Source organism: Rathayibacter sp. VKM Ac-2857 (genome assembly GCF_013205025.1).
In the GTDB taxonomy this organism is placed as follows: domain Bacteria; phylum Actinomycetota; class Actinomycetes; order Actinomycetales; family Microbacteriaceae; genus Rathayibacter.
Genome location: NZ_JABMLE010000004.1, coordinates 571,646 through 584,248, shown reverse-complemented (window position 1 = coordinate 584,248; position 12,603 = coordinate 571,646). Strand labels below are relative to the sequence as shown.

Here is a 12,603-nt window from a genome sequence, read left to right as displayed (position 1 = left end):
CGCTACTTCAGCGTGACCGTGACCGGCGCGCTGACGGTGCTGTTGCCCGCGGCATCGATCGCCCGGGCAGTCAGCGCGAACGTGCCGTGCTTGCCCGTGGTGCTCGTGGTCAGCGACCAGGTGCCGTCCGCGTTCCGAGTGGCGTCGCCGACCTCGGTACTGCCGAGGAGGAACGTGACGCGGGTCACGGCGACCTCGTCGGTCGCGGTGACGGTGGCGGTGGTCGAGCCGCCGAGCACGGAGCCGGAGCGCGGCGAGGTGATCGTGACGACGGGGGCGGTGCTGTCGACGGCGGGCGCCTTCTTCTGGGCGGGCTTCGGGGCGACAGATGCCGGAGTGGCGACGGGCTTCGCGGCCGACTCGGCGGTGGGGCTCGGAGCCGCGGTGGTCGCCGGAGCCGGAGTGGCCGCCGTCGGAGCAGGAGACGCCTTCGGGGCGGCGGAGGCGGCGGGCGCCGGAGCGGTCGTCCGGGCGGTGCTCTTCGTGGACGCGGGAGTCGTGCCACCCGAGACGGCGACGCGGTCCCAGACGCCGGCGAGGTAGTCGGTGGTCGGGCGCGGGCTCAGCGCGTCGAGGCCCCCGGTGGTCAGCGCGCTGAGCGCGGTGTCGACGGAGAAGCCGCCGCTCCGGGCGACCTTGCCGGCGAGCGTCGTCCGCGAGCCGGAGACCATGTCCCAGACCGGCTGAAGCGAGCCCGTGAAGATCGAGTCGGTAGCGTCGACGTTGCCGCCGCCCTTGCCCTGGATCGCGCTGACACTGCCCTTGCCGTTGATCGCGCCGGGGGAGCCGGCGCCGCCCGGGAGGAACGGGTAGCGCTGCGCGGCGACGTCGCCGCCGAGGATCAGCGCGTGGTCGAAGAGGACGTTCTTGACGCCGCCGACGATGACAGCGCTGTTGTTCGAGCTGAACACGGCGGTGTCGCGGACGGTGACCTGGCCGACGACGCCGGCGCCCTCGATCTGGAGGCTGTCCGTGTGCGGGCGCGCCGGGTTCGCGCCGCCGCCGTACTGCTTGTCGACGTAGTACGAGGGGGCGATGTAGTCGCCCTCGACGAGCACGTCGCTGACCGTGTTGGGAGCGTACGCCTTGATCTGTGCCGAGTCGCCGCTCTTGAGCTTCGACTCCGGCTCGACGATCTCGAGCAGCTCGACGTCGCGCACCGGGATGCCCGAGGAGGCGGCGAGGCCGACCCAGTTGTTCGCGATCCGCAGCCAGGCGAAGGACGAGTGCGTCGCGCCCTTGACGTCGATCGAGTCGATGTCGAAGCGCATCAGCGTGATGCCGGTGACGCCCTTCAGCATCCAGCTGCCGCCGGTGACGGACTGGAAGCCGTCGCGCGCCGTGATCAGGACCTTGAGCGGACCGTCGTTCGTGTAGCCGTCGAGCGCGGACAGGTCGTCGATGCGTCCAGGAGCGACGCGGACGACGGCGCCGGCAGCGATCTGGGCGGGCGTCAGGGCGTCGAGTGCCGCGCGGATCGCGGGGCCCGAGGCGGCGACGTCGACGACCGTCGTGCTGCTGGAGAGCCCGGACCGGATGTCGGGGGTGTCGGACGGGTAGTGCGTGCCGTCCGGACCGAAAGTGGAGGCGCTCGCCGCGGCCGGAGTGGCCGGAGCGGCGGAGGCGGCCGGTGCGGTCTGGAACGAGGCGCCGGTGACGGCGATCCCCACGGCAGCGGCGACCGCGAGGGCGCGGAGGGCGGACGTGCGGCGTTCGGACGGAGTGGCGGACGTGTGTCGTGACATGGCGGTGTCTTTCGATCGGAGGGCGGAATGACGGATCGCCGATCCAGGGGGTCGAGGACTCCGAGGCGCGACGGACCGGGGACCTCGCACGGGGGAGGAGCCCCGGAGACACGCATCGGTGCGTTCCGGGCGGGACAGCGACGGCCGAGCCGCCCGCACCCGGTCGCAGTGAGGACCGGTGGGGCGGCGGCACCCGGATAAACCGGGCCGTGCGCTGAGCAACAGTCGGAAACGTACGGCGACGCGTCCTGCGGCCGAAAGAAAGTGGCACGGATTGTGCAACTTGTCCGAGATCGTCCTCGAACTCGCTTCAGAAGGTGGAGTTCGTGCCGTGCCGGTGGGTGACCGCCATCACCCGCCGGCACGGCACGGCGATCACTCGGTGGTGGCGCGGTTCCGGCGGCGGCGACCCAGGAACAGGCCGACGGCACCGAGCAAGGCGAGGACGCCGGCCGCGGGTAGCACGGCGGCTGCGTCGGAGCCCGTCGAGGCGAGCTGACCCGCCGCCGATCGCTTCGAGGCCGTGCTCGCAGCTCCCGAAGACGCCGTGGGCACCGTGACCTCAGCGGCCGGTCGGGTCGACGCGGCCGCGGCCGGCGTCGGAGTCGGCGTCCCGGTCGGGGTCGGCGTCCCGGTCGGAGTCGGCGTCCCGGTCGGAGTCGGCGTCCCGGTCGGAGTCGGCGTCCCGGTCGGAGTCGGCGTGGGCGTCGGGGTCGGAGTCGGGACGGGCACGACCGCTGGGATCGCGAGGGTGCCGAGGGTGTTCTTCGTGAAGGTCGTTCCGTCGGGTGTGGTGGCGGTGGCGGGCGACGCGACCCAGATGGAGTGGTTGAAGACGTCGCGCTCGGTGACGGTGCTCTCGAAGTCGACCGTGCCGGTCTCCCCGACGGGGAGCTCGGCGAGCTTCTCGCTGTCGGCGACCTGGACGTCGCGCAGGGCCACGTTGCCGGTGTTCGTGACCGCGGCGACCCACTTCACCTTCGTCCCGGCGACGACCGGCTCGCCCTCCTTCACCTGGAACGTTCCGGAGACCTTCACGTCCAGATCCGGCGCCTCCGCGGGGATCGGAGGCTTCTCGGGAATCGGCAGCTTGTACACGAACGGCTCGGAGACCGTGACGCGCGACCCGTTCGGAAGGGTTCCCCTCACCAGCTTCGACTCGGCCGGAACGAACCCGTCCTTGAGGTTCTGCGCGCTGACGACGGCCTCGGTCGTCGTGAGCAGGAACGACTCCCCGACCGCGAGCTTCTTCCGCCCGAGCACGTCCTTCAGATCGACCCCGCCCGTGTTCTTCACGTCGTACGTGAACTGGACCCGGGTGCCCTCCTTCACCAGCTCACCCGGCTCCGTCAGGAACTTCCCGGTGATGGTCACCGTCACCGCCGGGTCAGCGCTGGCCGGTTCAGTCGAAGGCGCGGGCGTCGGGCTCCTCGGCGTGCTCGGCTGCGACGGCACGGGGGACGGCGTGGCGGGCTGCGACGGAGCAGGCGTCGGTTTCACTCCGGGAACGGGCACTGAAGCATCGATACGTGCGTCGATGCTGACTCCTTGAGGGGTGTACGCCGCCCCGTCCGTCCTGAAGTGCCAGAAACCGTCCGCCAACTCTCTCTGAACGACGAGGGTGTCTCCCGGGAGGTCTTTGGATTCGCCCACCGCGAGCGTGATCGGAGCATCGTCCCGCTGCCTGACGTTCTCGAGGAACACGTTGAGCGGAACATCGCCGGTGTTCTCGAGGTGAATCGTGTACCGGACTCGGAAGTAGGGCTCGCTTCTCTCGGTCGTGGTCCCGATGAACTCAAACGTGGCGGTGACCGTCCGCTCGAGGGCGGGGTGCTCGACGGCCGGCGACGACGTCGGCGCGGGCGAGGGTGGCTGCGACGGTGCGGCCTGGGGCTGCGCGGCCGGCGCTGCGTCGGCCGCCAGGGCGGCGGGCGCGGCGGAGCCGAGCAGGCCGACGGTCAGGACGAGCGAGGCCGCGACGTCGAGCGGTCTGCTGCTCGAGCGGCGCGGGCCGTGCGGGCGAGGTGAGGGTGTGTGCATCTGCGACTCCTGTGAGGGCTCGGCGGAGCAAGGTGTGTGACCCGAGGAAGTGTCACACCTTTCTGGTGGTCGTGCTCTCTTCCCGCACGGGGTGACGCGTCGTATCGGGTCGACGGGGATGCAGAAGGGCCGCCGTGCGTTCTGCACGACGGCCCCACGGGTCGGGCGGAGGCTGAGCCGTTCGGTGTCGGCAGTCGGCCACCGGCACGCCCCGCCCGTCAGTCGGTGGTGCTGGGGCGGCTCCTGCGGCGGCGACCGAGGAAGACGCCGACGGCGCCGAGCAGGGCGAGGATCCCGGCCGCGGGCAGCACAGCGGCGGCGTCCGAGCCGGTCGAGGCGAGGTGACCGGCAGCCGAGCGGGTAGAAGCCGTGCTGGCCCCGCCTGCCGTCGCCGTGGGCACCGTCACGTCGGCGGCGGGCCGGGTCCCGGCTGCCGCGGTCGAGGTCGGTGCCGGTGTGGAGGTCGGTGCCGGGCTGGAGGTCGGTGCCGGCGTGGAGGTCGGGGCCGGGCTGGAGGTCGGTGCCGGCGTGGAGGTCGGCGTCACGATCGGCTGGGGGACGGGGACGACCGGGACGGGCACGACCGCCGGAATTTCGAGCGTGCCGAGGGTGTTCTTCGTGAAGGTCGTTCCGTCGGGTGTGGTGGCGGTGGCGGGCGACGCGACCCAGATGGAGTGGTTGAAGACGTCGCGCTCGGTGACGGTGCTCTCGAAGTCGACCGTGCCGGTCTCCCCGACGGGGAGCTCGGCGAGCTTCTCGCTGTCGGCGACCTGGACGTCGCGCAGGGCCACGTTGCCGGTGTTCGTGACCGCGGCGACCCACTTCACCTTCGTCCCGGCGACGACCGGCTCGCCCTCCTTCACCTGGAACGTTCCGGAGACCTTCACGTCCAGATCCGGCGCCTCCGCGGGGATCGGAGGCTTCTCGGGAATCGGCAGCTTGTACACGAACGGCTCGGAGACCGTGACGCGCGACCCGTTCGGAAGGGTTCCCCTCACCAGCTTCGACTCGGCCGGAACGAACCCGTCCTTGAGGTTCTGCGCGCTGACGACGGCCTCGGTCGTCGTGAGCAGGAACGACTCGCCGATCGCGAGCTTCTTGCGCCCGAGGACGTCCGTCAGATCCACCCCGCCGGTGTTCTTCACGTCGTAGGTAAACGCGACGCGAGTGCCTTCCTTGACGAGCTCACCGGGCTGCGTGTCGAACTTCCCGGTGATGGTCACCGTCACGGCCGGGGCCGCAGCGGTGGGCGCTGTGGTGGGGCCGGGGGCCGGCGCGCTGGTGCTAGGCGCAGGCGTCGGAGCGGGCTTCGGCAACTGCGCGCTCGGGATGGAGATATCGGTCTCGACGGACAATCGACTCTGCTCCTTCGACGGGGTCGTGGTCTCGAGCCAGATCTTCTGAGCCCAGACACCAGACTTCAGAGAATCCGGAGGGAGAGGCGCGGTCTCCGAGAAGCTCGTCCCCTTCCCGGGGGCAAGAGTGACAGGTTGAGTGCCAGGCCAGTCGACGAGGGACACGGTGATCGGTTCTGTGCCGGTATTGGTGACATCCAGGACGAAGTGAACCACTGAGTGGTCGTTCAAGATCTCGCCGAGGTGCGAACCGAAAAGCGCGCTCACGACCGTCTTCAGCGCTGATTTCACTTGCGGCGCGGGTCCTGCGTCGATCGATGTCGACGTGCTGCCGACCGCAGCGGCCGTGGCCGGTGCTTCCTCCGCCTGAGCTGCAGGCGCGGCGCAGCCGAGGAGGCCGACGGTGAGGACGACGGAGGCCGCGACGTCGAGTGGTCTGCTGCTCGATCGGCGCGGGCCGCGGGGTTGAGGTGAGGGTGTGTGCATCTGCGACTCCTGTAGGGGCTCGGCGGAGCAAGGTGGATGACCCGAGGAAGCTTCACAGGTCTCTGCGGTACTGAGGGGCTTCGCACGGTGATTGGCGCGGCGCGTCCGTCGCCGGGCGCGCAGAAGGGCCGCCGTCGTGCACGGCGGCCCTCCGAGGAGCGCGGGGCCGAGGCGGCGGACGACAGAGGCCACCCGCCGACTCGGCGCATCGTCACTCGGTGGCGGTGCGGCTCCTGCGGCGGCGGCCCAGGAAGACGCCGACGGCGCCGAGCAGGGCGAGGACACCGGCAGCGGGCAGCATCGCGGCGGCGTCGGAACCGGTGGAGGCGAGGTGACCGGCCGTGGACCGGGTCGCCCCCGAGGACGCCGAGGTGGCGACCTCACCGCGGCTGGACGATGTGGCGACCTCGGTCACCGACCGGGCTGCCGCTGCACTGGACGGCTGAGCGTCGGGTCCGGCTGGGGCGGGGGACACGGGTCCCGCCGACGCGGGGGTGTCGGGACCGGCCGGGGCAGGAGCGACCGCAGGGATGGCGAGGGTCCCGAGGGTCTGCTTCGAGTAGTCGTAGCCGTCCCTCGTGATCGCGGTGGCCGCGGCGGCGACGGAGATCGAGTGATCGAGCACGTCCCGCTCGCTGACGGTGCTCTCGAAGGAGACCTCGCCGCTCTTCCCGACCGGCAGCTCGGCGATCTTCTCGCTGTCGGCGACCTGGACGTCGCGGAGAGCGGTGTCCCCGGTGTTCGTGAGCGAGGCGACCCACTTCACCTTCGTGCCCGCCACGACGGGCTCACCCGCCTTCACCTGGAACGTGCCGGAGACCTTCACGTCCAGATCCGGCTTCTCCGTGGACACCGGAGCCTTGTCGGGAATCGGCAGCTTCGGCGCCGAGACGACGACTCGGGTTCCGCCCGGAACGGTCTCGCTCATGGACTCCGCGTCGGGCGCCACGAACCCGTCCTTGATGTTCTGCGCGGTCACGACGGCCTCGGTCGTGGTCAGCAGGAAGGACTCGCCGACCGCGAGCTTCTTCCGCCCGAGGACGTCCGTCAGATCGACCGTTCCCGTGTTCTTCACGTCGTACGAGAACTCGACCCGGGTGCCCTCCTTCACGAGCTCACCCGGCTGCGTGAGGAACTTCCCCGTGATGGTCACCGTCAGGGCCCGGCCGGCAACGGTCGGCACCGCAGTGGGACTGGGCGTCGGAGTGCTCGGCGTGGCGGGCTGCGACGGCGCCGGGGTCGGCGTGGAGGGCGGTGACGGGACAGGGGTCGGCTGAGCCGGCGGCGTCGCTCGAATGGCGATCGAGGCGCCGAGGTCGCCCTCGATGCGGATGCCTCGGGGGGTGTAGGCGTCTCCTGAGGTGTTGAAGGCCCAGTAGCCGCGCCGCAGATCCTTCTCGGAGACCAGAGCGGAGCCGGTGATGTCCCTCGATTCGCCGGCGGCCAGGGTCAGAGGGGGTTGGCCGGGGCCGGTGATCGCCTTGAGGACCACTTGCAGGGGGACGTCACCCGTGTTCTTGAGATGAACGGTGTAATCGGCCCTCGTGCCGGACCCTTCGGGTGCGAACACGGCGGTGACCGACCTCTCGAGGGAGGGGTGCTCCAGGCCCGGCAGCCCGGCCGGATACGGGACCGAGGCGCTGACCCCCGCGTCGATGCTGGCGCCGAGGGGGGTGGTGGCCTGTCCTTCGATGTCGAGCGGCACGAACCCGGTCGAGAACTCATACTCCGAAAACGAGTCTCGTCCCGCGACGTCCCTCGATTCACCGACGGCGATCGTGACCGGAGCGAAGTCTCCGCGGAGGGACACGATGAGCGGGACATCGCCGGTGTTCGTCAGCCGGATCGCGTAGTTGACCCTGACAGATCGATCCGGCTCCGCACCGGTGGGCACCTCGAAGTCGGCGACGATCGACCTCTCCAGCGCAGGGTGCTCGACGGCCGGAGTCGACGACGGCGACGGCGCGACCTGCGGCAGCGCGACAGGGATCGAGGTGCTTCCGGCGGCCGTCGGCGTCTCTTCGGAGGCCTGGGCGACGGGCGCGGCTGCGCCGAGCAGTCCGACGGTGAGGACGAGGGACGCCGCGACGTCGAGCGGTCTGCTGCTCGATCGGCGCTGTCCGTGGGATTGCGGTGGGCGTGTGTGCATCTGCGACTCCTGTAGGGGCTCGGCGGAGCAAGCGGGTGACCTGAGGAAGTGTCACACCCTTTTCTCAGTCGTGCAGTGCAGGAGGCGTGACTGGCGCGGGCCGTCGGGTCGCTCGGGCGCAGAACGAAGGGCCGCCGTGCGATCAGCACGGCGGCCCCTCCTCCTACGCGGACGCTACTGCAGCGTCACGGAGACAGGAGCGCTCTCGGTCACGTTGCCCGCCGCGTCCGTCGCCCGGGCGGTGAGCGCGAACGTGCCCTGCACGCCCGCGGTGTCGGAGGCGAGCGCCCAGGTGTCCTCGCCGGTCTGGACGCCGTCGCCGATGTCGATGCCCTCGACGGCGAACACGACTCCGCTCACGGCGACGTCGTCGGTCGCGGTGACGGTCGCGATCGCCGGGCCGCCGAGCACGTCGCCGGCCTCCGGTGCGGTGATCTCGACTTCGGGGGCGGTGGTGTCCTCCGCGGGGACCTCGGGCTCGCCGGGCTCATCGGGGGCGGACGGGGTCGTCGTCGGTGTCGGAGCGGGGGTGGTCGGCACCGGGGTGGCCGACGCGGTCGGCGCCGCGGTCGGCGTGGACGCCGGGCTGCCGCCGAGGGAGACGTCGTCCCAGATGCCGGCGAGATACGCGGTGGTGGGGCGGGGGCTCCGCGCGTCGAGGTCGGCGGCGGTCAGCGCGCCGAGGCTCTGGTCGACGGTGAAGCCGCCCGATCGCGCTGTCTTGCCGGGCAGGTTCGTGCGGGTGTTCGAGACGGCGTCCCAGGTGGGCTGCAGCGAGCCGACGAAGGTCGAGTCGGTCGCGTCGACGTTGCCGCCGCCGGAGCCCTGGATCGCGCTCAGGCTGCCGGGGCCGTTCTGCGCTCCGGCGGAACCGGCGCCGCCCCGGAGGAACGGGTAGCGCTGCGCCGCGACGCTGCCGCCGACGATGAAGGCGTCGTCGAAGGCGACGTTCCGGACTCCGCCGATGATGACGGCGCTGTTGTTGGAGGCGAACACGACGGTGTCGCGGACCGTGACCTGGCCGGTGATCCCGGAGCCCTCGATCTGCAGGGTGTCGGTGTGCGGGCGCGGCTCGCGGTTGCCGCCGTACTTCGCATCGACGTAGTAGGAGGGCGCGAGGTAGCCGCCCTCGACCAGCACGTCGGTCAGGAGGTCGGGCGCGTAGGCCTTGATCTGCGCGGAGTCGGCGTTCTTGACCGTCGAGTCGGGCTCGACGACCTCGATCAGCTCGACGTCCCGCACCGGGAGCCCCGCCGAGCCGGCGAGGCCGACCCAGTTGGCCGCGACGCGCAGCCACGCGAAGGAGGCGTGCGTCGCGCCCTTCACATCGAGCGAGTGGATGTCGAAGCGCATCAGCGTGATGCCGGTGACTCCGCGCAGGGCCCAGTCGCCGCCGGTCACCGAGCGGAAGCCGTCGCGCGCGGTGATCAGGACCTTGGACGCCCCGTTGTTGGTGTAGCCGTTGAGCGCCGAGAGGTCGGCGATGCGGCCGGGTGCCACGCGGAGGACGGCGCCGCCCGCGATCTGGCGCGCGGTGAGGGCGTCGAGCGCCGTGCGGATCGCCGGGCCGGAGGCGGCGACGTCGACCACGGTGGTGCCGCGGGGGAGTCCGGAGCGGATGTCGGGGGTGTCCGAGGGGTAGTGCGAGCCGTCGGGTCCGTAGGTCGCGGACGCGACGGCGGCGGAGGCGGCGGGTGCGTCCGAGACGACCGTCGCGGTGACGGCGATCCCGACGGCGGCCGTGATCGCGAGGAGGCGGGCGAGGACGGTCCTCGCTCGAGAGCGCGGGGACGACCTGGGGGGAGTGGCTCTGGCCATGAGGGTGTCTTCCGATCGGGTCGGGCAGCGGGGGAAGGGGTGCCCGGAGCGCGCGGCGGCGGGAGGGTCGACGCGCTGGAGGATCCGGGACCCGGGGGAGGGTTCTCGGAGGCCCGCGGCAGTGCGGTCCGGGCGGAGGGGGCGGGGAGAGCAGGGCGGGTGGAGCGCGGAAGGGGGGAGTGGGAGCCGCGGCGAAAGAGGATCGAGCACGGTGCTTCCCGGTGCAACCGTAGGCGATGCGTCCCTCTGACGGGGGTTCTGGCGCTGACGGAGCAAGGGAACGTACTATGCCGCGGCTCGGCGGGGTGCTCGCGGTCGCGGGGTCTCGATACGCCGCTGCGCGGCTACTCGACCAGCATGCAACGCCTAGCGCTGCTGGAAGCCGCGTGGCGGGGAGTCATGCTGGTCGGGTACTCCCGCAGGGACGTATCGAGACCCGGCGTCGTCAGCAGGGCGGGTCGGCAGACTCCTGTTCGGGCGGTGGTGGATCTCGATACGCCCGCTGCGCGGGCTACTCGATCAGCATGGATCGATTCCCAGCGACGGCTGGAGTCATGCTGGTCGGGTAGTCCCGCAGGGGCGTATCGAGACCCGGCGTCGACAGCAGGGCGGGTCGGCAGACTCCTGTTCGGGCGGTGGTGGATCTCGATGCGCCCGCTGCGCGGGCTACTCGATCAGCATGGATGGGCCGCGCTGCGGCGTATCGGCATGGGCGGGCCGCGCTGCGGCGGTCCGGCATGAAGCAGGCCGCTGCGGCGGTCCGGCGTGAGGCGGGCTGGGCTGCGGCGGGGACGCGGAAGGGCCGGCTCCTCATGTTCGAGGGGCCGGCCCGTTCTGGCGCGGGGGCTAGCGCAGGGTGACCGTCACGGGGGCGCTCGCGGCGACGTTGCCCGCTGCGTCCGTCGCGCGGGCGGTGAGCGGGAAGGTCCCGCGCATGCCCGCCGTGCTGGTGGTCAGCGACCAGGTGCTCGCTCCGGTCTTCGTGCCGTCACCGACCTTGAGGTTGCCGATGTAGAACGCCACGCCGGTGACGGCGGTGTCGTCGGTGGCGGAGACCGTCGCGGTCGTCGTCCCGCTGATCACGGCGCCGGCCTGCGGCGAGGTGATCGCGACCGTCGGCGCGGTGGTGTCGGCGACGGGGCCGCTGCCTCCGTCGTCGTCGTCGGGCGTCTGCGACGGGAGGTCAGGGGTCTTGGTCGGCGTGGGAGTGGGCGTGGCGGTGGGCTCCGGGGTGGCGGTCGGCTCGGGAGTCGCGGTCGGCTCCGGGGTCGCGGTCGGCGTCGGAGTCGCGGTGGGCGTCGCTGTGGGAGTGGCGGTCGGGGTCGGCGTGGGCTCGGGCGTCGAGGTCTCGACGTCGTCCCAGATGTCGACGAGGCGAGCCGTGGTCGGGCGGGGGCTCCGCTCGTCGAGCTCGTCGACGCTCATCGAGCTCAGCGTGGTGTCGAGGGTGAAGGCGCCGCGGGTCGCGGTCTTGCCCGCGATGTTCGTGACGGTGTCCGTGACGGTGTCCCACCTGGGCTGGAGGGAGCCGGCGAGGATCGAGTCGGAGGCGTCGATGTTGCCGCCGCCCGTGCCCTGGATGGCGCTGACGCTGCCCGCGCCGTTGATCGCGTCGGCGTAGCCGGCACCGCCGCGCAGGAACGGGTAGCGCTTCATCGCGAGCGGGCCGCCGACGATGAAGGAGTCCTCGAACGCCACGTTCCGCACGCCGCCGAGGATGACCGCGCTGTTGTTCGAGGTGAAGACGACGGTGTCGCGGAGGGTGATCTGCCCGGTGACGCCGCTGCCCTCGATCTGGAGGGTGTCCGTGTGCGGACGGGCCGGGTTCGAGCCGCCGTAGACGGCGTCGACGTAGTAGGACGGCGCCATGTAGCTGCCCTCGACCAGGACGTCGCCCATCACGTCCGGCGCGAACGCCTTGATCTGCGCCGAGTCCGCGCTCTTCACCGTCGAGTCGGGCTCGACGACCTCGATGAGCTCGACGTCGCGGACCGGGATGCCGGCCGACGCGGCGAGTCCGAGCCAGTTCTTCTTGATCCGGAGCCAGGCGAACGACGCGTGGGTCGCGCCCTTGACGTCCAGGGAGTCGATGTCGAAGCGCATCAGCGTGATGCCGGTGACCGAGCGCAGTGCCCAGTTGCCGCCCGTGACCGACTGGAAGCCGTCGCGCGCCGTGATCAGCACCTTCGTGCTGCCGGCGTTGCGGTAGCCGCTCAGCGCGGACAGGTCGCTGATGTGACCGGGGAGGACGCGGATGACGGCTCCGGCCGCGATCTGCGCGGGCTTGAGCGCGTCGAGCGCCTTCCGGATCGCGGGGCCGGACGCCGCGGCGTCGACCACGGTGTAGCCGGCGGTCCCGGAGCGGATGTCGGGGGTGTCGGAGGGGTAGTGCGTGCCGTCGGGACCGTGGCTGGCGCTGCTCTCGGCGGCCGACGCGGCCTGGGCGCCCGGGATCGACACTCCGGTCACGGCGATCGCCACGGCGGCGGCGACGGCCAGGATCCGGACCACGTCCTTCACCGGACGAATGCGGGGCGGTGCCGTTCTGGAGCGGGTGGTCCGGGCCATGTGGTGTCGTCCGATCGACTCGTGCTGTGCGGGGAGGGGTCGCCCGGAGCACGTCGACGAGGGAGCCTCGAAGCGGGCGGCGGATCGGCGCCGTCCCGGGAAGGGAGCGGCACCGAAGGACGCGTCGCTGCGTTCCGGGCAGGAGGGTGCGGCGATGCCGCGATGACCTCGCCGCCGCGCGAGAGCCAGGGAGCAGTCGTGCAACGGATGGTCGGGTAGGCGCTTCCCACTGCTCCCGAGGGGTGGTGGATCGCGTGCTCGCGGACCTCCGACGGACGATCCTCCGGAGCGGTAGCCGAGCCTGTGGAAGGTTTCAGGGACTTTCCAGCTTCGTCAGGATAGGGACAGGCGGGTCCGGGACGTACCACTCCCCTGGGGGCCAGATCGGCAGAGAAGAGTTCATCCGCCGTCTCGGTGCGCCCTGTGTCACCCGGGCGGGGAC

The 12,603-nt window shown here is 71.6% G+C and carries 6 protein-coding genes; all 6 read right to left on the bottom strand.

The genetic code is table 11. The annotated features are described in order from the left end of the window. Positions 1–2: 2 nt before the first annotated feature. The 6 genes from HQQ86_RS19595 to HQQ86_RS22210 all read right to left on the bottom strand — a co-directional run bounded on the left by HQQ86_RS19595 (position 3) and on the right by HQQ86_RS22210 (position 12,113). The gene (locus HQQ86_RS19595; RefSeq protein ID WP_173290204.1) at positions 3–1,745 is read right to left on the bottom strand and encodes an Ig-like domain-containing protein; all 1,743 of its coding nucleotides are present in this window, start codon (positions 1,743–1,745) and stop codon (positions 3–5) included. Between the two features lie 375 nt (positions 1,746–2,120). Further along, positions 2,121–3,119 carry an LPXTG cell wall anchor domain-containing protein gene (locus HQQ86_RS22220; RefSeq protein WP_173290202.1) on the bottom strand — a complete coding sequence of 333 codons (999 nt, stop codon included), beginning with the start codon at positions 3,117–3,119 and terminating at the stop codon, positions 2,121–2,123. Positions 3,120–4,003: 884 nt separating this feature from the next. Then, complete coding sequence (locus HQQ86_RS22215) at positions 4,004–5,014, bottom strand: LPXTG cell wall anchor domain-containing protein (RefSeq protein ID WP_173290200.1); 1,011 nt, start codon at positions 5,012–5,014, stop codon at positions 4,004–4,006. A gap of 823 nt (positions 5,015–5,837) precedes the next feature. Further along, positions 5,838–7,775, bottom strand: coding sequence for an LPXTG cell wall anchor domain-containing protein (locus HQQ86_RS19580; protein WP_173290198.1), 1,938 nt, complete (start codon positions 7,773–7,775; stop codon positions 5,838–5,840). 174 nt (positions 7,776–7,949) lie between these two features. Beyond that, positions 7,950–9,593, bottom strand: coding sequence for an Ig-like domain-containing protein (locus tag HQQ86_RS19575; protein ID WP_173290196.1), 1,644 nt, complete (start codon positions 9,591–9,593; stop codon positions 7,950–7,952). A gap of 846 nt (positions 9,594–10,439) precedes the next feature. Then, positions 10,440–12,113 carry an Ig-like domain-containing protein gene (locus HQQ86_RS22210; RefSeq protein WP_173290194.1) on the bottom strand — a complete coding sequence of 558 codons (1,674 nt, stop codon included), beginning with the start codon at positions 12,111–12,113 and terminating at the stop codon, positions 10,440–10,442. Between the last annotated feature and the right edge of the window lie 490 nt (positions 12,114–12,603).